The organism is Streptomyces sp. NPDC058051, assembly GCF_042885475.1.
GTDB lineage: Bacteria > Actinomycetota > Actinomycetes > Streptomycetales > Streptomycetaceae > Streptomyces.
In genome coordinates this window covers 20,912-40,258 of the sequence record NZ_JBHVRW010000046.1, presented here as the reverse complement: position 1 = coordinate 40,258, position 19,347 = coordinate 20,912, and the positions used below count along the sequence as shown (strand labels likewise).

Below are 19,347 nucleotides of genomic sequence, written 5' to 3'. Positions count from 1 at the left end.
CACTTCCGAACCGGACCGGGGCTCCCTCATGGGGTCTTCGCGCTACTTGTTGCGTCCGCGCTTCTCCCGGACGCGCACCGAGATGTGGATCGGGGTGCCCTCGAAGCCGAACTCCTCGCGCAGCCGGCGCTCGACGAAGCGCCGGTAGCCATGCTCCAGGAAGCCCGAGGCGAACAGCACGAAGCGCGGCGGCTTGGTGCCGGCCTGGGTGCCGAAGAGGATACGGGGCTGCTTGCCACCGCGGATGGGGTGCGGATGGGCAGCGACGATCTCACCGAGGAAGGCGTTCAGCCGGCCGGTGGGGACACGGGTCTCCCAGCCGGCGAGCGCGGTCTCGATCGCCGGAACCAGCTTCTCCATGTGCCGGCCCGTGGTCGCGGAGACATTGACCCGGGGCGCCCATGCGATCTGTGCGAGCTCCGTCTCGATCTCGCGCTCCAGGTAGTAGCGACGCTCCTCGTCGAGGGTGTCCCACTTGTTGTACGCGACCACGAGGGCGCGTCCGGCCTCCACGGCCATGGTGATGATGCGCTGGTCCTGGACGCTGATCGACTCGCCGGCGTCGATCAGGACGACGGCGACCTCGGCCTTCTCCACGGCGGCGGCGGTCCGCAGCGAGGCGTAGTAGTCCGCGCCCTCCTGGAGGTGGACCCGGCGGCGGATACCGGCCGTGTCGATGAACTTCCAGGTGATGCCGCCCAGCTCGATCAGCTCGTCGACCGGGTCACGGGTGGTACCGGCGAGTTCGTTGACGACGACGCGGTCCTCCTGCGCCACCTTGTTCAGCAGCGAGGACTTGCCGACGTTCGGACGGCCGATGAGCGCGATCCGGCGCGGTCCGCCGACCACGGTGCCGAAGCGCTGCGCCGGGGCCTCGGGAAGCGCTTCGAGTACGGCGTCGAGCAGGTCACCGGTGCCGCGGCCGTGCAGCGAGGAGACCGGGTGCGGTTCGCCGAGGCCGAGCGACCAGAGAGCGGTGGCGTCCGCCTCGCCGCTCGGTCCGTCGACCTTGTTGGCGCACAGCACGACGGGCTTGCCGGCCCGGCGCAGCAGCTTGACGACGGCCTCGTCGGTGTCGGTCGCGCCGACCGTCGAGTCGACCACGAAGACGACCGCGTCGGCGGCTTCGATGGCGTACTCGGCCTGGGCGGCGACGGACGCGTCGATGCCCAGGACGTCCTGCTCCCAGCCGCCGGTGTCGACGACCTTGAAGCGGCGGCCCGCCCATTCGGCCTCGTAGGTGACGCGGTCGCGGGTGACGCCCGGCTTGTCCTCGACGACCGCCTCGCGGCGGCCGATGATCCGGTTCACCAGCGTCGACTTGCCGACGTTGGGGCGGCCGACGACGGCGAGCACGGGGAGCGGTCCGTGACCGGCCTCGTCGATCGCGCCCTCGACGTCCTCGACGTCGAAGCCTTCCTCTGCGGCGAGCTCCATGAACTCCGCGTACTCGGCGTCGCCAAGCGCTCCGTGCTCGTGGTCCGAGCCGCCGGAGTGAATCTGGTCGTTCATGAAGTCCGTTCCTCTTTGCCTCATCGATGGGCCACGACCACGCGGCCCACTACTCAAGTCTTACCTAGCGCCCGGTGAAGCGTCTGGCCTCGTCCAGGTGGGCGGTCAGCCGCCGCTGAATCCGCACCGTCGCCTCGTCCAGCGCCTTGCGCGTGCGCCGTCCGCTGCCGCGCTCCCCTTCTTGCGCGTCGAAGGCCTCGCCGAACACGACATCGACACGGCTGCGCAGCGGCGGCAGTGCCGATATCAGCCGGCCGCGGCGCTCGGCGCTTCCCAGCACGGCCACGGGCACGATCTGCGCACCGCTGCGCACCGCGAAGTAGGCGAGTCCGGCACGCAGAGAGGCGAAGTCGCCCTCGCCCCTGGTGCCCTCGGGAAAGATCCCGAGCACCCCGCCGTTCTCCAGCACGCCGATCGCGTCGCTGATGGCGGTGCGGTCGACGGTCGTGCGGTCCACTCTCAGCTGACCGATTCCGCGCAGGAACGGGTCGAGAGGGCCGACGAACGCCTCTTTCTTGATCAGGAAGTGAACGGGTCGGGGCGCGGTCCCCATCAGCATCGGACCGTCGATGTTGTGGGAATGGTTCACCGCGAGTATGACGGGTCCGGTGGCGGGTACCCGCCACGCACCGAGGACGCGGGGCTTCCACAGCCCGTACATCAGCCCGATGCCGATCCCGCGCCCGATCGCCGCACCTCGCAGTGTGGGCGAGCCCGTGACTCGGGTCACTTCGCGGCCCGCTTCTCCTCGACAAGGGTGACGACGCACTCGATGACCTGCTGGAGGGTCAGCTCGGTGGTGTCCACCTCGACGGCGTCGTCCGCCTTGGCGAGCGGGGAGGTCTTGCGGCCGGAGTCGGCCGCGTCCCGCTTGATCAGCGCCTCCTTGGTGGCGGCGATGTCGGAGCCCTTGACCTCTCCGCTGCGGCGGGCGGCCCGCGCCTCCGGCGACGCGGTGAGGAAGATCTTCAGGTCGGCGCCGGGCAGCACCGTGGTGCCGATGTCACGGCCCTCGACCACTATGCCCTGATCGGCCGCGGCGGCGATCGTGCGCTGCAGCTCGGTGATCCGGGTGCGCACCTCGGGGACCGCGCTGACGGCGCTGACCCTGGAGGTGACCTCCTGCGTACGGATCGGACCCGAGGCGTCCTCGCCGTCGACGGTGATCGTCGGGGCGGCCGGGTCCGTACCGGAGACGATCACCGGCTTGGCGGCGGCGGTCGCGACCTCCGCCGCGTCCTGGACGTCGATGCCGTTGTTCAGCATCCACCAGGTGATCGCCCGGTACTGCGCGCCGGTGTCCAGGTAGCTCAGGCCGAGCTGAGCGGCGACGGCCTTGGACGTGCTCGACTTGCCGGTGCCGGAGGGCCCGTCGATGGCGACGATCACTGCGGCCGGAGCCGTCCTGACGGCGGCGCTTGCGGTTTCCACGGTGGTGGACACCTTCCTGGTACACGGGGTGGGCGGGACGGGGGCGCGCGTGAACCCGCCCCGCACAAGGTTACCGAGTGTCGGAGCGGTCCTCCGCACCCCTGTGGACAACCGCCCCCCGGGCCGCCGCCACGGGCCTACTGGCGCAGTGACCAGCCCCGGTCGCGCAGCGCCGCGCTGAGTCCGGAGGCCGCGCTCGGCTCGACCATCAACTGGACGAGACCCGCCTGCTGCCCGGTGGCGTGCTCGATGCGGACGTCCTCGACGTTGACCCCGGCCCGGCCGGCGTCGGCGAAGATCCCGGCCAGTTCGCCCGGCCGGTCGCTGATGAGCACGGACACGGTCTCGTACGAGGTGGGGGCCGTCCCGTGCTTGCCGGGAACCCGGACCCGGCCCGCGTTGCCGCGGCGCAGTACGTCCTCGATGCCCTCGGTGCCTTGGCGGCGCTCGTCGTCGTCGCCCGACTGCAGGCCGCGCAGCGCCCGTACCGTCTCGTCCAGGTCGGCGGCGACCCCGGCCAGCACGTCGGCGACCGGGCCGGGGTTGGCGGAGAGGATCTCCACCCACATCCGGGGGTCGGAGGCGGCGATCCGGGTGACGTCCCTGATGCCCTGCCCGCACAGACGTACGGCGGTCTCGTCGGCCTCCTCCAGGCGGGCGGCGACCATCGACGAGATCAGCTGCGGGGTGTGGGAGACCAGGGCGACGGCCCGGTCGTGCGCGTCGGCGTCCATGACGACCGGGACGGCGCGGCAGAGCGCGACCAGTTCCAGGGCCAGGTTCAGGACCTCGGTGTCGGTGTTCCGGGTCGGGGTGAGGACCCAGGGGCGGCCCTCGAAGAGGTCCGCGGTGGCGGCGAGGGGGCCGGATCGCTCCTTGCCGGCCATGGGGTGCGTACCGATGTACGGCGCCAGGTCGACGCCGCGGGCCTCCAGCTCACGGCGCGGGCCGCCTTTCACACTGGCGACGTCGAGGTAGCCGCGGGCCACGCCGTCCCGCATGGCGGTGGCGAGCACCGGGGCCACGTGGGCGGGCGGCACGGCGATGATCGCCAGGTCGACGCGGTCCTCGGGTGCCTCGTCCGTACCGGCGCCGAGCGCCGCCGCGGTACGGACCGACTCGGGGTCGTGGTCGACGAGGTGGACATGGATGCCGCGGCCGGCCAGGGCGAGGGCCGCCGACGTACCGACGAGGCCCGTTCCGATGACGAGGGCGGTTCTCACTGGGCGATGTCCTTGCGGAGGGCGGCGGTGGCGCCGAGGTACACGTGCGCGATCTCGGACTTGGGAAGGTACGTCTCGACGTGCGCGAGGATGCGCACCACGCGCGGCATGGCCCCCGCGATGTCCAGTTCCTGGGCGCAGATCAGCGGTACGTCGACGATACCGATCCCGCGGGCCGCGGCGGCGGGGAAGTCACTGCGCAGATCAGGGGTGGCCGTGAACCAGATGCTGATCAGATCGTCCGCGACGAGGTTGTTGCGCTCCAGGATGGTGGTGAGCAGGGCGCTGACCCGCTCGTCCATGTGCCCGGCCTCGTCCTGATCCAGTTGCACGGCTCCGCGGACCGCTCGTACCGCCACGTCGTGCTCCTCATTCTTCGTTCTTCCGTACAGGTCGCGCCTGCTGTCCGCCTGCGTGATCCTTCTCCGTGATCAGCCTAGAGGGACGCCGCGCCGGGCGGCCGGGGTGCTCTCCCAGTGAGACGGACGGTGGCGGGTGCGGACGGGACCGCGCGGGCCGCGGAAAACCACCCTCGCGCGCCGGAGGGGGTGCGGGCGGTGCGCGGCCCACTCGGCGGCGGAGGGAGCCGACGGGCGGATGGAGCGCTCGCGGAGGGAGCCGACGGCGGGTGGAGCGCGGCGCGGAGGGAACCGGCGGCGGGTGGAGCGCGGCGCGGAGGGAACCGGCGGCCGGTGGTCCCTCGCGTCCACCTTCCGGCGAGGGACCTCCGGCCGCGCGCGGCGTTCCGGACGAACGTCTCTTCGCAGGGTGAGCGGCCCCCCGGACCGCGCCGGTCTCAGGGCCACCTCCTGGTCTCAGGGCCACCTCTTGGTCTCAGAGCCGCCCCGGTCTCAGGGCCGCCCCGGTCTCAGAGCCGCTGTTCCCGGACCAGTTCCTCGATCGAACGGCCCTCCGGGATCTCTCCCGACGGCGTCAGTCTGTCGACCGCCGTCGGGAGCGAGCGGGCGATCTCCTCAGCCGCTTGTTCCTTGGTGACCCCGGTCTCCCGGGCGATCTGCCGCAGGGTGTCGTCCGGGACCGCCTCGGCGATCTGGGCGCCGCTCACCGCCTGGTTCTCACCGGTGCCGACCCAGGAATGCGCCTGGTCGACGAGGCCGGATCCGGTCAGCATCCCGATCAGCGCTTCAAGCGCGTTGCCACCGCCGCCCGCGCCGCTCCGGCCGTTCCCCAGCGCACCGAGCAGCGCGCCGAGGATGTTCCCGGCGCCGCCGGGGGCGTTGCCCTGGCCGCCGCCCAGCAGACCTCCCAGCAGGCCGCCAAGATCGTTCTCCGCCATGGTGCCACCCTTCCAGAGGTAGAGATTTATCGACAATGTCGATCAGAATCCCGGCCTCTGCCACTTGAGGAGCCCTCTGCCGCTTCGAGGGGTCCTCTGCGGCCCTCTGCCACCCGCGCGGGGCTCGGCCGCCGTCAACCGGCTGACGCCGGACGGTTCCGGCGGACGTCGGCCAGGAGTGCCGCCTCCGCAACATCCGGGTGCCCACTGTCCTTCAGCGCGGACAGCTCGTCCGGCCAGGGATCCGCCCACCCGGAGTGCCCACCCGCCCGGACCACCAGCTCCACCGCGGCCAGCTCCGCGACGGCCGATCCCCGCGCCCGCAGCGCGGCCACCACCGTGCCGATCGCCGCGAGCGGCAGCGTCTGCCGCGGCCCCCGCCAGTCGTACCGGATGGCGTCGAGGGAGCCTGGCCACTCCCCCGCGAGCTCCAGCCACCGGTCCCACCGCTCAACCGTCGCCCCGAGCGCTCCCCCGGCCGCCCCCGCCGATTCGCCCGCCTCCACCGACGCCGTCTCGCCCGCCCCCGCCAGCGCTGCGAGGGCCGCCGTCAGCGCCACCTCGGACGCGGTACGGACGAGACCCGCCTCCCGGAGCGCCTCGGTGACGGCGTCCAGGGCCGCGACCGGCCGGGGCGGGAACCCCCGTCTCAGCGAGTCGAGGACGAACAGCGCGTCCCGCCGCTCCTCGTCCGCCGCGGATCCGGCCTGGTTCACCACCGCGTCGAGTGCGCCCTTGAGCGCCGACCGCCCCTCTCGGGTGGTCGCCCAGGCACAGAGCAGGCGCACCGCCTCGCCGCGGATCGCGCTGGGGCGGTCGCTGTCGGTCACCGCGGCGGCGACGGCCTCGCGGACAGGGGCGGTTCCCGTCGTGCCGAGGAGCGCGCGGGCGGCGGCCGTCGCGGACGCCGTCTCCCCCGTGGCCACCGTGTGCGCGAGGAACGCGGCCAGGGCGTCGGCGGCCGACGGCCGGTCGGGCCGCGCCGCCATCACCCGTTCACGCACCGCCGCGTGATGCAGTTGCGCCGTGAAGCGCTCCGCGACACCGGCGGCGTCCAGACGGGTCGCGAGCACCCCGGCCATCGTGGCGTGGACGTCCCGGTGCTGTCCGGGTGCGTCCCATCCGGCCAGCACGGCCGCGAACGCCGCCGGGGAGGACAGCGCGGCCAGCGCGCGCACCGCCGCCTTCCGGCCGCCGACGGAGCCGGTGACGTCCATGACCACCCGGCTGAGCCGCGCCACGGCCTCGTCGTCGGGCACCGTGCCGAGCAAGGCCCGCACACCGGTCATCGCGGCCCGTCCCCGTACCCCTCCCTGCCCGGCGTGTCCGAGCAGGAAGTCGAGGGTCTCGGCATGGGCCCGAACGCCACCGCTGTCGGCGGCGCGCTCCCCGAGCGCGATGAGCGCGGCCGCGGCGACGGGCTGCGGAGCCGTCCCGGCCAGCGCACGCAGACCGTCCGTCTCACCCCACAGCGCGGCGGCGTCGGTCCGTTCCGGCAGGGGCGCCTCGTCGTCCGTGGCGACACGCGACAACCGCGCGTCGAGTGCGGCGCGCTGACGCGGCAGCCAGCGCCCCAGGTCGCTCTGCCGCATCCGTGGCACCCAGCGCGGCGGCAGTTCCGACCCCATGACCGTGTCGAGCAGGTCGGTACGGCGCCGGGCGACGGTGCGCCAGACGACGGGCACGACGACCGACTGGGGCGCGGCGGCGAGGAGTTCGGCGCAGCGCCGCTCCCGGGTGGCCGGTTCCGCGAGCCACAGGCCGGCCGCCTGCCGGGCGTGTCTTCCGCCCGACAGATCCCGTGCCGCCCGGCCGATCGCCTCGTCCAGCGCGGGGATGTGCGGCAGGTGACGTACGAACAGGGCCGCGAAGCGCACGAGCGCGCGCACCGCCGTCGGGCCTCCGAGCTCCCACACCCCCATGGCCGTGTCCCTGCCGAGTGGCAGCGGCCGGACGGTTCCGGGGCCGCGGGGGTCGGCGAGGACCTGGAGCAGCAGCCCGATGACCGCTTCGGCCCGGTGCAGGTCTCCGTTGCGGGCGGCGCTCACCGCCGTGCGTCGCAGCCACTCCTCGGCGGCCAGGAGCGACGCCCGGGTCGAGTCGCGGGACTGCACCGTGGTCATCGCGGCGTCCCGCAGCGCCGGGTACGGTGCCGCGTCCAGCAGCGCCTCCGGGACGGCGCCGGCCGCGGCCAGGGTCGCGCGGCGCACCTCCTCCTGGTCGTGCCAGGCCCGTTCGCAGGAGGTGAGGACACGCGCGTACTCCGCCGGATCCCCGTGTCGCGCGGCGCAGACCAGCAGTGCGGGCCAGGCCGCTGCGCGTTCGTACGGGCGGTGCGCGGCGGCGAGTTCACGCAGACGCGACTCGCCGTCGGGCAGCGGGAGCAGGGCCGCGAGGAAGCTCCGCGGGTATGTCCGGCGCCCGGCCCGTCCGTTCAGCCAGCGTGCGGCGATCTCCGCCCTGTCGGCGGGCGCGAGGACGGCGACGCTGCCGAGTTCGCCCCGCCAGTCGGTGAGCCCGTCGCCCGATCGCGACTCGGCCACGCGCCGCCGTTGCGCCGGGGGCAGCAGGGCGAGCAGCGGCTCCGGGGCCTCGTACGCCCTCGACGACGCCTGACCGCTGGGGGATTCGACGCGCAGGACACGCGCGAGCAGGACGATGTCCTCCTGCGTACGGGTGGCGAGGGCGCTCCGTGTCCGCCGCGACAGGGGCTGCGGAGCCAGGGGCAGGCGTGCGGCGCCGGTGCGGCGCAGTGAGGCCAGTACGGCGGCAGGGTCGCGCAGCAGTGCGGCCATCGCCGTGCCGGTGACCAGATGAGGGGCCCGGTCGAGCAGCAGCATCCCGGCCGACGGGTCGCGGGTACCGAGCAGGTTGACCAGGAACCTGCTGCGTGCCCGCAGCCCCCTGGGTTCGGACCGCTCCGCGCTCTTCGCGGGCAACCGGTCGGCGAGATGGGCGGCGAGCGCGGCCGGTGCGGTCCGGGCGAGGGCGTGCAGGACGGCGGGCGGCACCTGGGCCAGCCGTGGCAGCCACTGTTCGACGGCGCCGGGCGTGCAGGCGGGAAGCAGCCGGGCCGTGTCCTCGTCGCCGTGCCGTGCGTGGACGCGCGGCAGCAGCCGGTCGGCGAGCGCGGACCGGCCCGACAGCCGGAGGATCCGGTAGGTGTGATGGCGTACGTCCCTCACCTCGCCCGACGCCAGTTCCGTCAGGACCTGTTCGTCGACCGGAAGCCTGATCGCGGCGGCCAGGGCGCGCCGTCTGAGCAGCGGATCCGTGAGTGCCCGGGAGACCGCGTCGAGGTCGCGGCGGACGGCGGCCAGGAACAGCGCCAGCCGGCGTTCATCGGGGTTCCCGCGGTCGAGGGCCTGGTGCGCGGCGCGGTAGGCGGCGTCGTCCAGGGAGCGGGTGTGTTCGGCGACGGCCCGCATGCGGGCCGGGTACGGCAGGTGTGCATACCTGGTGTACAGAGCGGTTTCTTCTTCTCTGGGGTACGGAGGTGTCGTCATCGCGCTCACCGGAGGGGGGCGCGGCGTGCCTTTCCGATCGTCGTCATGGCGGCGATCGTGGCACCGGAAAACGTCCGGGGCAACACCTTTTCGCTCCCGTACCCTCGCGGGCATGACCACCCCTGACCCCGTAGCGCTCGTACGCGACCACACGGTCTACTCCTGTGTGATGGGCTCACGCGCCTTCGGGCTCGCCACGGAGGACAGCGACACCGACCGGCGGGGCGTCTTCCTCGCGCCGACCCCGCTGTTCTGGCGGTTCGACAAGCCACCGACCCACGTCGACGGCCCGGCGGAGGAGCAGTTCTCCTGGGAGCTGGAGCGCTTCTGCGAGCTGGCCCTGCGGGCCAACCCCAATGTCCTGGAGTGCCTGCACTCGCCGCTGGTGGAGCACATCGACGCCGTGGGCAGTGAACTCCTTTCCCTGCGGACGGCGTTCCTTTCGCGGCTGACCCATCAGACCTTCGTCCGGTACGCGCTGGGCCAGCGCAGAAAGCTGGAGGCGGACCTCCGGCAGTACGGGGCGCCGCGCTGGAAGCACGCCATGCATCTGCTGCGGCTGCTGACCAGTGGCCGGGACCTGCTGCGCACGGGCGAGCTCGTGATCGATGTGGGCCCGGCCCGGGAGGAGTTGCTGGCGGTGAAGCGCGGCGAGGTGCCGTGGCCGGAGGTCGAACGCCGCATGGACCGGCTGGCCGAGGAGAACGACGGGGCGGTGAAGTCCTCCCCGCTCCCCGCACGGCCGGACCGGCCCCGCGTGGAGGACTTCCTGATCCGCACCCGGCGGGCGTCCGCGCTCCGGGCCGACGAGAGCTGATCGGCCCGAGCAGACCGCAACAGCCCGACGAGAGGGGACCTCAGCGGCCCGAGGGCAGCTCAACGGCCCGACGACACCTCAACACCCCTTCCTGTTGCTTCCGTTCCGGTGCACGGCCCCCGGCACTCCCCACGAGGTGCGGGCAGCGGGGCCCGCACCTCGTGGACGCGCGAAGTCAGGACCGTCCGCCGTTCGACCGCGAAGAGGCCCACCCCCGCAACCGTGCACGCACCACGAGATCGTGCAGCGCGTCGAAAGCACCGGCCGCCGCGGGAAGTCCCGATCCCGCCTGCGCCTCGTCCAGCTCCCTGTGCAGCATCTCGACGTCCCCGGACACCACCGCCGCGTCCGCAGACCCCGCTCGCCCGTGCTCGGCCTCGGCCTTCGCGTCGATCAGCTCGGGCAGATACGCCGGAGCCGCCACCTCGCCGAGGAGCGTCGGCAGATGGGCGCACACCTCACCGCTGCGCATCAGATGGATGCCGGTGAGCAGCGCCCGGAACGTGTACAGCAGCGGCTTCAGTTCGCCGGACTTCTCGAAGAGCCGCCATTGAGTGCCGGCGAACCCCCGGTAGTGATGACCGTGGTGACGGGTCAGCACCCCGGGCGCCAGGTCCACCAGTTCCGCGTGCAGTGGCCCCGTGTGGACGACGAGCGGAGACAGCAGCTGCTCCAGCACGTAGCCGTTCGGTCTCAGCATCAGCTGGACGAACTTCCGCAGGTCGTGGGTGACGAGGTCCATCTCGACCCCGTCCCGGTCCCACATCCGCGAGCGCGTCTCCTCGGGGCGGCGCAGTCCGACGAGTTCTTCCGCGGGCAGGAGATGGACCCCCCGAAGGTCCACATCCGAGTCCCGGGAGGGAAACCCGTACAGATGCGCCCCGGAGACGGTGGCGAACAGCAGCGGGTGGCTTTCCTCGGCGAGCACCGGGCCGAAGTCCGTGACCGGCAGCCCGGCCTCCTGGAGGCGCGTCGTTTTCCTGTGCATGGATCAAGCGTCCCAGAGTGCCCCCAGCGCCAGCAGATCGCTCCGGTACTCGATCCGTTCCGACCACTCCTTGGGCCACGCTCCCGCTCCCAGGTGCGCCCCGGCGAGCGCGCCGGTCAGGCAGCCGAGGGAGTCCGAGTCGCCCCGGGTGCAGGCGGCCCGGCGGAGGGCGGTGACGGGGTCCTCGGGGAAGAGCAGGAAGCAGTGCAGGGCCGTGGCGAGGGCCTCCTCCGCGATCCAGCCGTCCCCGGTGGCCTCGCAGGGGTCGGTCTCCGGTGACGGGTCGCGCAGGGCGTCCTGGACGCGGGCCAGGGCGGTGAGGCATTCGTCCCAGCCGCGCTGGATGTACAGCTCCGGGGAGGAGTCGCCCGCGTACCGCCACAGGTCACCGAGCCAGCGCGTGAGGTAGCGGCCGCTGTTCTCGTACGCGTAACTGCGCAGCTGACCGATCAGCCCCATCGGCTCCGCTCCCTGCGCCAGCAGGTACACCGCGCGGGCCATCAGGTCGGACGCGGCGAGCGCGGTCGGGTGGCCGTGGGTGAGGGCCGCCTGCAACTGGGCGGCGCCGGAACGCTGTTCGTCGCTCAGCCCCGGCACGAGTCCGACCGGCGCGACCCGCATGTTGGCGCCGCAGCCCTTGGAGCCGGTCTGGCTCGCCTCCTGCCAGAGCCGGTCGCTGTCGAGCAGGCGGCAGGCCGTCATGCAGGTGCGCCCGGGGGCACGGTTGTTGTCGGGCGAGTGGTACCAGTCGACGAACTCCTCGCGCACGGGGCGGACCAGCCGCAGCGGCGTGAGGAGCCCGCGGTCCATGGCGGCACGGATGCCCCGTCCCAGGGCCAGTGTCATCTGGGTGTCGTCGGTGACGATCGCCGGCCTCGGCAGCCGCATCTGCCGCCAGGGCCCGCACGTGGCGAGGATCGACGGCACGTTGTTGAACTCGGTCGGGAAGCCCAGTGCATCGCCGAGCGCGAGCCCGGTCAGTGCGCCGGTGGCGGCCTGTTTGGTGATGGTCCTGGTCACGATCACGTGGTTCTTCCTTCCGGTCTCAGAAGTGGAGGGTGCAGGGCGGTGGCGGCACCCGCCCGGTAGAGCGCGGCCGGTTTTCCCCGTCCGCCGGTGCGGCGCGGTGACCCCTCGGCGGCCTGGACGAATCCAGGCGTGGTGAGGACCTTGCGCCGGAAGTTGGGCCGGTCCAGTTCGACGCCCCAGACCGTCTCGTACACCTGCTGGAGTTCCCCCAGGGTGAATTCGGACGGACAGAAGGCGGTGGCCAGGCAGCTGTATTCGAGTTTGGCGCCGATGCGGTCGTGCGCGTCGGCGAGGATGCGGTCGTGGTCGAAGGCGAGGGGGCCGGGGGCTCCGGCGTCCCACCAGCGGGCGTTGGCGGCGTCGCCGCCGCCGTGCGGTTCGGGCAGGTCGGGTACGAGTGCGGCGTAGGCGACGGAGACGACCCGCATCCTCGGGTCGCGGTCCGGATCGCTGTAGGTGCGCAGCTGTTCCAGATGGAGGGCGCCGACGGTGTCCTCGGTCAGCCCGGTCTCCTCGGCGAGCTCCCGGCGGGCGGCGTCCTCCGCGGACTCGCGGGGCAGTACGAAGCCGCCGGGCAGCGCCCAGTGGCCCTTGTACGGGTCCTCGCCGCGTTCGACGAGCAGGACATGCAGCCGGGAGGCGCGGACCGTGAAGACGGCGAGGTCGACGGTGACGGCGAAGGGTGCGAAGGCGTACGGGTCGTAGCCTGCGGGGACACCGGCGCTCATCGGTGCTCCGGGAGGGGTGCCGCGAAGTTCCAGCCGGCGGCGAGCAGGGCGTCGACGGCTTCGACCGCGGCGGCCAGGCGTTGGGGACGGGTTCCGCTGAGCTCGACGAACTCCCTTCCTGTACGGGTGAGTTCTTTCCGGAAGCGGTCGGTCATCCAGGGGCGCAGCTCCTCGCCGTCGCGCAGCCCGTCGTCCTCGAAGGCGACACCCTCGTGGTCGGTGAGCAGCCACAGATGGTGGGCGACCAGGTCGGCGGTCTCCTCGACGAGCGGGTTGCGGCCGCCGATGTAGCGCTCGTGCCAGACGGTGGTCGCGAAGGCGTCCGTGTCGCAGAAGAGCACCGGCGACCCGGTGCGTGCCGCCGCTTCCTCCATGGCGTTCTGCTTCCGGGCGATCAGCGGGAAGTCGTCGGTGGTGAAGGAGACGTCCTCCCACCGGGCGCCGGGCCGGCGGGCGCGCAGCTCGGCGAGCTTCAGCTCGCTGAACTCGCGCCCGTACTCGGCGACGTAGCGGGTCTGCGCCCAGACGCCGCCCCGTCGCCGGTAGTGGTCGGTGAGGGCGCGTGCCAGCGTCGTCGTGCCGGTGGATTCCGCGCCGAGGACGACGATCCGGCGAGTGAGCGCGGCCCGTACGGGCGGTTCGAGGAAGTCCCAGCAGCCGACCGGGTCCTTGCGGACGGCGGTGCCGGAGACCGGGAAGACCGTGCGCTCCGGGTCGACGCAGACGGATTCGGCACCGAAGCGGCCGGCCAGTTCGTCCCCGTACGACTCCGAGGTGAAGACGGCGTCCACCGGCTCGGGCACGGCTTCGGTGAAGACGGCCATGTGCGCGTCCCAGATCGCCGGGTCGTGGAGATCCATACGGGTGTCGTCGACGGCGCCCACGACCCGTACGTCCGGGTGCACCTCACGCATCCAGGCCACCCGGTCGGCGAGCGGTACGGACTCGACGGAGGCGGCGCAGACCAGGACGGTCAGCCGCTCGCAGCGGTCCCGCGCGGTGCGGACGAGGTGGTGGTGGCCGGCGTGCGGCGGGTAGAACTTGCCGAGGACGAGCCCGTGCGCGAAGCGCTTCGTGCCGCCGCCCCGTGAAGCGTTCACAGCGAGCCCCCGGGTTCCCGGCCGACGCCGGCCCCGGCCGCCGCCGCTTCCACGGGTCGGAGCGGCCGTACGGCGAGATCTCCCCTCCAGTTGCGCAGGCCGATCAGGCACAGCGTCAGGAAGCCGACGTACAGCAGGGAGGTCAGATAGAGCTCCTTGTACGCGTACAGCGGGATGTACACCACGTCGGCGGCGATCCAGAGCCACCACGACTCGACGAGCTTCCTGCACTGCCCGTACGTCGCCGTCAGGGACAGCGCGGTCGTCAGGGCGTCCCAGAAGGGCACGGTCGAGTCGGTGGCGTGGTCGAGCAGGACGGTGAGGGCGAGGGCCCCCACCACCCCTGCCGCGAGCAGCGCGGCCCATTCGGTGCGTGTGGTGCGCCGCACCGGCAGGTCCGGTGTTCCTGGTCCACCCCCGTGGGTCCAGGCCCACCAGCCGTACGCGGCAAGGGCGATGAAGACGATCTGGAGCCCGGCGTCGGCGTACAGACCGGACTGGGTGAACAGCAGGATGAAGAAGAGGTTGTTGGCGATGCCGATCGGCCAGTTGGCGAGGTGCTGGCGGGCCACGAGCCAGACGCACAGCGCTCCGCTGCCGAATCCGAGCACCTCGGTCCAGCTGACCGGGGTGTCGAGGACGGTCACCAGGGGTTGCTGCAGGGGATCGAGGAAATCCGCGAGACTCACTCCCGCCTCCTTAATAGTCATTCTGACTATAAAGGCGGAACGGCCGCGACAAAAGGCCCGCGGCCGATTCCTGTCCGGGATGCGAAGACAGGAACCGGCCGCGGGCCGTGCGTCGGGCGGAGGCGGGTTACAGACCGACCTCGCGCATCAGCATGCCCACCTCGGTGTTGGTGAGGCGGCGCAGCCAGCCGGACTTCTGGTCGCCCAGCGGGATCGGCCCGAACGACGTCCGCACGAGCCGCTCGACCGGGAAGCCGGCCTCGGCCAGCATCCGGCGGACGATGTGCTTGCGGCCCTCGTGGAGGGTCACCTCGACCAGGTAGTTCTTGCCGGTGTTCTCGACGACCCGGAAGTGGTCGGCGCGGGCGTACCCGTCCTCCAGCTGAATGCCGTCCTTGAGCCGCTTGCCCAGGTCGCGCGGAAGCGGTCCCTGGATGGCGGCCAGGTAGGTCTTCTTCACCCCGTACTTGGGGTGGGTCAGGCGGTGCGCCAGCTCACCGTGGTTGGTGAGCATGATGATGCCCTCGGTCTCGGTGTCCAGCCGGCCGACGTGGAAGAGCCGCGTCTCACGGTTGGTGACGTAGTCGCCGAGGCACTGGCGGCCGTCCGGGTCCTCCATGGAGGAGACGACACCGGCGGGCTTGTTCAGCGCGAAGAAGAGATACGACTGGGCGGCGACGGTCAGGCCGTCGACCTTGATCTCGTCCTTGTGGACATCGACGCGCATGCCCTGCTCGACGACGATCTCGCCGTTGACCTCGACACGTGCCTGTTCGATCAGCTCCTCGCACGCCCGGCGCGAGCCCATGCCGGCCCGGGCGAGGACCTTCTGCAGCCGCTCGCCCTCCTGCTCGGCGCCGGGGTGGGTCTTGGGCGTCTTGATGTCGGCCTTGCCCGCGTACCTGTCCCGGTTGCGCTGCTCGATCTTGGCGTCGAGCTCACGCGGACGGGACGGGGCGCCCTGGCGGCGCGCGCCGCCGCTCCTGCCGCTGCCGGCCTGAGCGGACTTCGGGCCGCCCTTGGCGCCGCCGCGGGCCGCGGCGCCGCGGCCCTTGCGGACCTCTTCGCCGCTCTTCTCTCCGGTGGAGCCCACGTCGTAGCGGCGCTCCTCGGGCCGGGGCCGGCGGGGACGCTGCTCCTGCTTGCCGTCGCGCCCGCCGCCGGCGCCCCGGGGATTCCGGTCGCCGCCGCTCCTGCCGCCGCTTCCGCTGTTCCTGCCACTGCTTCGCATCAAAATTCCGTCTTGTCGTCTGCGTGAGTATCCGGGGTGTCCGGTGCGTCCGGATCGAACGACGGCACACCCTCTAGCGTCTCAGCCTCGATCGCGTCCGCCTCGGGGAGGAAGGGCGCGAGCTCCGGGAGCTCATCCAGGCCGCGCAGGCCCATCCGCTCCAGAAAGTAGTTCGTCGTCCTGTACAGGATCGCACCTGTTTCGGGTTCCGCGCCCGCTTCCTCGACAAGGCCCCTCTGCAGCAGGGTCCGCATGACCCCGTCGCAGTTCACACCGCGGACCGCGGAGACCCTCGACCGGCTGACCGGCTGGCGGTAGGCGACCACCGCCAGGGTCTCCAGGGCGGCCTGGGTGAGACGGGCCTGTTGGCCGTCCAGGACGAAGCCCTCGACGGCCGCCGCGTACTCCGGGCGGGTGTAGAAGCGCCAGCCGCCCGCGACCAGCCTCAGATCGAATCCACGGCGCTGCACGGTGTACTCGTCGGCCAGCTCGCGCAGCGCGTCGGCGACGGCTCTGCGGGGCCGTTCCAGCACCTTGGCGAGGTGTTCCTCGGTGGCGGGCTCGTCGACGACCATGAGGACGGCCTCCAGAGCGGGCTTGAGATCGAGATCCGCGACGGTGGAGCCGGTGGTGTCCTGCTGACTCATGTCCTCACATCCTCGGAGACGTCCTGCACGTCGGTGTCGAACTCGTCCGTCACGACGGGCTCGCCCCCCTCTCCCCCGGCCCAGCGCACCAGAAGTTCCCCCAGCGCCTCGTCCTGGTCGAGCGCGACGGCCTTCTCCCGGTACAGCTCCAGCAGCGCGAGGAACCTGGCGACGACGGTGAGGGTGTCCTGGGCGTCCTCGGTGAGCGCCCGGAAGGTGATCTCCCCCGCCTCCCGCAGCCGCGCCACCACGATCTCGGCCTGTTCCCGCACGCTGACCAGCGGTGCGTGGATGTGGTCGACGTACACCTGCGGCTTGGGCTTGGGCTGCATCGCCTTCACGGCCAGCCTGGCGAACCCCTCGGCCCCGATGCTGATGACGACCTCGGGCAGCAGCTCGGCGTGGTGCGGCTCCAGCCCGACGGTCCGCGGGAAACGCCGCCCCTCGGACTCCAGCCGGTCACTGAAGATCTCCGCGACGCGTTTGTACGCGCGGTACTGGAGCAACCGGGCGAAGAGCAGATCCCGCGCTTCGAGCAGCGCCAGATCGGCCTCGTCCTCCACCTCGGCGGTGGGCAGCAGCCGGGCGGCCTTCAGGTCGAGCAGGGTCGCGGCGACGACGAGGAACTCGGTGGTCTGGTCCAGGTCCCAGTCCGGCCCCATGGCGCGGATGTGCGCCATGAACTCATCGGTGACCTTGGACAGTGCGACTTCCGTCACATCCAGCTTGTGCTTGGAGATGAGCTGCAGAAGCAGGTCGAACGGTCCCTCGAAGTTCGCCAGCCGGACAGTGAACCGCCCGTCGTCGGCGGGCTCGGAGGGCGTCGCCGAAGCCGCGGGAGCGCCGGGCCCGGCAGGCGGCCCGGGCACCGCCGGAACGACCGGCTCGGAAGCCTCTACGGACACCTCGGGGGCAGCCGACCCGGCAGCCGACCCGGGAGCCGTCGACAGGACCGGCTCAGGAGTTGCCACGACCGGGTCCGAGGCTGCGGACGCTGCCGCGTCCGAGGCGGCCGGCCGCACCTCCGGATCCAAGGACACTTCCGCGCCCTCGGAAACAGGTGGGGCGTCGGGCGCTCCGTCGGGCCGCCGGTCCGCCGTCGGCCCCGGCGCGGGCCGACCGCCCGGGCCGCGGCCCAGAGGGCGGCGGGGGGAACGGGCGGGCTCGTCGGTCGTCGGCATGAAGGTCCAGGGGCAGCGGGATACGGGCGGCGGGCAGTGGCCCGTACGGGAAGGTCCGGACCGTTCGGCCGACGGCACTTTGGGCAGGCTACCCGCGCCCCACCGGTCAGCGGCCGCGCAGCCGCCGTACGAGGATGCTCGCGTCGCCCCGTGATTCCAGGTCCGCGAGGACCACCGCGACCGCCTCGCGGACGATACGCCCGCGGTCGACCGCGAGCCCGTGCTCCCCGCGGAGCACGAGCCGGGCGTGTTCGAGGTCCATCAGTTCCTCGGCCGAGACATAGACGGTGATCTTCTCGTCATGGCGCTCCCGGCCGCTGGGACGCCGGTTCCCCCCGCGCCCGCCTCCGCGCCTGCGCTGCTGCTGAACGGCAGGGGCGACCACCGCCTCCTGCGTGGCCGAGGGCGTGGCCGCCGAAGGCTGCTGGGGCCCGCGCCCCGACTGCCCCGCCACTGCGGCGCGGGTGCCTTCACCACCACGACTGCGCGATTCCCCCGCGTCGGCGTCCGCCGCGGAGTGCTCCTCCCGGGAAGGGGCCTCGGGGCCGGCGGCCTCCGCCGCACCCGCCCCGGACCCGCCGGCCGCGGGATCGCTCTCCCCGGCCGGACCGGGCACCCGGGCCTCGCCGTTCGCCCTGCGCCGCCGGTCCGCGGGGGACGATGCCTGCAGTCCCATCCCACCGGTGGTGCGGAACAGTTCGTCGGCCCCGGGCAGACTCACTCGGCGTGACACCGGGCGAGCACCTCCCTGGCGAGCTGGCGGTAGGCGGCGGCACCGACGGAGTTGGAGGCGTACGTGGTGATGGGCTCACCGGCGACCGTGGTCTCCGGGAAGCGCACCGTGCGCCCGATGACCGTGTGGTAGACGTGATCGTCGAAGGCCTCGACGACACGGGCGAGGACCTCACGGCTGTGCACCGTGCGGGAGTCGTACATGGTGGCGAGGATGCCGTCGAGCTCCAGATCCGGGTTGAGCCGCTCCTGGACCTTCTCGATGGTCTCGGTGAGCAGGGCCACACCTCGCAGGGCGAAGAACTCGCACTCGAGCGGCACTATCACCTTGTGGGCCGCCGTCAGGGCGTTCACGGTGAGCAGGCCCAGCGAGGGCTGACAGTCGATCACGATGTAGTCGTAGTCGGCCATCAGCGGCTTCAGGGCACGCTGCAGCGTGGACTCCCGGGCGACCTCGCTCACCAACTGCACCTCGGCAGCCGACAGGTCGATGTTGCTGGGCAGCAGGTCCATGTTGGGGACCGCGGTCTTCAGCAGGACCTCGTCGGCCGACATGCCCCGCTCCATGAGCAGGTTGTAGACCGTGAGGTCGAGCTCCATCGGGTTGACACCGAGCCCGACCGACAGGGCTCCCTGCGGGTCGAAGTCGACGAGCAGTACGCGGCGCCCGTACTCGGCGAGCGCGGCACCCAGGTTGATGGTCGACGTGGTCTTGCCGACGCCGCCCTTCTGGTTGCACATCGCGATGATCTTCGCGGGACCGTGATCGGTCAGCGGGCCGGGGATCGGGAAGTAGGGCAGAGGCCGACCGGTCGGGCCGATCCGCTCGCGGCGCTGGCGGGCAGCGTCGGGCGCGAGGGTGGCCGCGTATTCCGGGTCGGGCTCGTACTCGGCGTCGGGGTCGTAGAAGTGCCCCTGGGGCACCTCGTCGAAGTCGGCGAAGTGGGCGGTCTCTCGGCCACTCTCGTTGCCGGCCATGGCGTTCACGTTTAGGCCGTCCATCATCTGGGGGGCTGTCGTCATGTGCTGGTGGGTGGCGAAGGTGCGGACAGCGACGGAGCCGACAGCCTCCAGCCCGTTCGGGCTCTGGCCCCGTGCAGGCATCCCTGGTTGAACACCCCCGGGAGTAAATGTCGACTCATTCACAAGTCGTCTTACCTCCTCGGATGTGACCAGGAAACTTATCGATAGGTCAGCGTGGCACCATGCCGACGATTGGCGACTCTATGGCGTGTC

General features: G+C 72.2%; 18 protein-coding genes. 1 reads left to right on the top strand and 17 read right to left on the bottom strand.

Annotated elements, in window-relative coordinates; genetic code table 11:
* Positions 1-42 precede the first annotated feature (42 nt).
* The 7 genes from der to ACFVUT_RS36580 form a co-directional block, all read right to left on the bottom strand.
* Complete coding sequence (gene der, locus ACFVUT_RS36610; RefSeq protein ID WP_389660508.1) at positions 43-1,512, bottom strand: ribosome biogenesis GTPase Der; 1,470 nt, start codon at positions 1,510-1,512, stop codon at positions 43-45.
* Between the two features lie 64 nt (positions 1,513-1,576).
* Positions 1,577-2,173, bottom strand: coding sequence for a lysophospholipid acyltransferase family protein (locus ACFVUT_RS36605; protein ID WP_389660567.1), 597 nt, complete (start codon positions 2,171-2,173; stop codon positions 1,577-1,579).
* A 65-nt stretch (positions 2,174-2,238) separates the two neighbouring features.
* Positions 2,239-2,955, bottom strand: coding sequence for a (d)CMP kinase (cmk, locus tag ACFVUT_RS36600; protein ID WP_389660510.1), 717 nt, complete (start codon positions 2,953-2,955; stop codon positions 2,239-2,241).
* 125 nt (positions 2,956-3,080) lie between these two features.
* Positions 3,081-4,166, bottom strand: coding sequence for a prephenate dehydrogenase (locus ACFVUT_RS36595; RefSeq protein WP_389660512.1), 1,086 nt, complete (start codon positions 4,164-4,166; stop codon positions 3,081-3,083).
* Positions 4,163-4,525, bottom strand: a complete 363-nt coding sequence (gene aroH, locus ACFVUT_RS36590) for a chorismate mutase (protein WP_389660514.1) — start codon at positions 4,523-4,525, stop codon at positions 4,163-4,165. The genes ACFVUT_RS36595 and aroH overlap by 4 nt, the downstream gene beginning before the upstream one ends.
* A 509-nt stretch (positions 4,526-5,034) precedes the next feature.
* Positions 5,035-5,463: a YidB family protein gene (locus tag ACFVUT_RS36585; protein ID WP_389660516.1), complete on the bottom strand. Its 429-nt coding sequence runs from the start codon at positions 5,461-5,463 to the stop codon at positions 5,035-5,037.
* 134 nt (positions 5,464-5,597) lie between these two features.
* Positions 5,598-8,969: a hypothetical protein gene (locus tag ACFVUT_RS36580; RefSeq protein ID WP_389660518.1), complete on the bottom strand. Its 3,372-nt coding sequence runs from the start codon at positions 8,967-8,969 to the stop codon at positions 5,598-5,600.
* A 112-nt stretch (positions 8,970-9,081) separates the two neighbouring features.
* Between ACFVUT_RS36580 and ACFVUT_RS36575 the strand changes: the two genes are divergently transcribed.
* Complete coding sequence (locus ACFVUT_RS36575; RefSeq protein WP_389660520.1) at positions 9,082-9,786, top strand: DNA polymerase beta superfamily protein; 705 nt, start codon at positions 9,082-9,084, stop codon at positions 9,784-9,786.
* A 175-nt stretch (positions 9,787-9,961) separates the two neighbouring features.
* Here the strand turns inward: ACFVUT_RS36575 and ACFVUT_RS36570 are convergent, their stop codons facing one another.
* From ACFVUT_RS36570 to ACFVUT_RS36525, 10 genes are all read right to left on the bottom strand, one after another.
* Positions 9,962-10,774: a DNA polymerase beta superfamily protein gene (locus ACFVUT_RS36570; RefSeq protein ID WP_389660522.1), complete on the bottom strand. Its 813-nt coding sequence runs from the start codon at positions 10,772-10,774 to the stop codon at positions 9,962-9,964.
* Positions 10,775-10,777: 3 nt separating this feature from the next.
* Positions 10,778-11,800: an ADP-ribosylglycohydrolase family protein gene (locus tag ACFVUT_RS36565; RefSeq protein ID WP_389660524.1), complete on the bottom strand. Its 1,023-nt coding sequence runs from the start codon at positions 11,798-11,800 to the stop codon at positions 10,778-10,780.
* A complete protein-coding gene (locus tag ACFVUT_RS36560; protein WP_389660525.1) occupies positions 11,797-12,531 on the bottom strand; it encodes an NUDIX domain-containing protein in 735 nt (244 codons plus the stop codon). The genes ACFVUT_RS36565 and ACFVUT_RS36560 overlap by 4 nt, the downstream gene beginning before the upstream one ends.
* Positions 12,528-13,631 (bottom strand): AAA family ATPase, encoded by a 1,104-nt coding sequence (locus tag ACFVUT_RS36555; RefSeq protein ID WP_389660527.1) that lies wholly within the window; start codon positions 13,629-13,631, stop codon positions 12,528-12,530. Before ACFVUT_RS36555 ends, ACFVUT_RS36560 begins: the two co-directional genes overlap by 4 nt.
* On the bottom strand, positions 13,628-14,320 hold the full coding sequence (gene pnuC, locus ACFVUT_RS36550; protein ID WP_389660529.1) for a nicotinamide riboside transporter PnuC: 693 nt from the start codon (positions 14,318-14,320) through the stop codon (positions 13,628-13,630). Before pnuC ends, ACFVUT_RS36555 begins: the two co-directional genes overlap by 4 nt.
* A 127-nt stretch (positions 14,321-14,447) precedes the next feature.
* Entirely contained in the window at positions 14,448-15,551 is a 1,104-nt protein-coding gene (locus ACFVUT_RS36545) for a pseudouridine synthase (RefSeq protein WP_389660531.1), read from the bottom strand.
* Positions 15,551-16,198 carry an SMC-Scp complex subunit ScpB gene (gene scpB / locus ACFVUT_RS36540; RefSeq protein WP_093893771.1) on the bottom strand — a complete coding sequence of 216 codons (648 nt, stop codon included), beginning with the start codon at positions 16,196-16,198 and terminating at the stop codon, positions 15,551-15,553. Before scpB ends, ACFVUT_RS36545 begins: the two co-directional genes overlap by 1 nt.
* Positions 16,195-17,379, bottom strand: a complete 1,185-nt coding sequence (locus ACFVUT_RS36535; protein WP_389660533.1) for a segregation and condensation protein A — start codon at positions 17,377-17,379, stop codon at positions 16,195-16,197. Before ACFVUT_RS36535 ends, scpB begins: the two co-directional genes overlap by 4 nt.
* Before the next feature lie 106 nt (positions 17,380-17,485).
* Complete coding sequence (locus ACFVUT_RS36530) at positions 17,486-18,100, bottom strand: hypothetical protein (protein WP_389660569.1); 615 nt, start codon at positions 18,098-18,100, stop codon at positions 17,486-17,488.
* Complete coding sequence (locus tag ACFVUT_RS36525; RefSeq protein WP_093893768.1) at positions 18,097-19,215, bottom strand: ParA family protein; 1,119 nt, start codon at positions 19,213-19,215, stop codon at positions 18,097-18,099. Before ACFVUT_RS36525 ends, ACFVUT_RS36530 begins: the two co-directional genes overlap by 4 nt.
* Between the last annotated feature and the right edge of the window lie 132 nt (positions 19,216-19,347).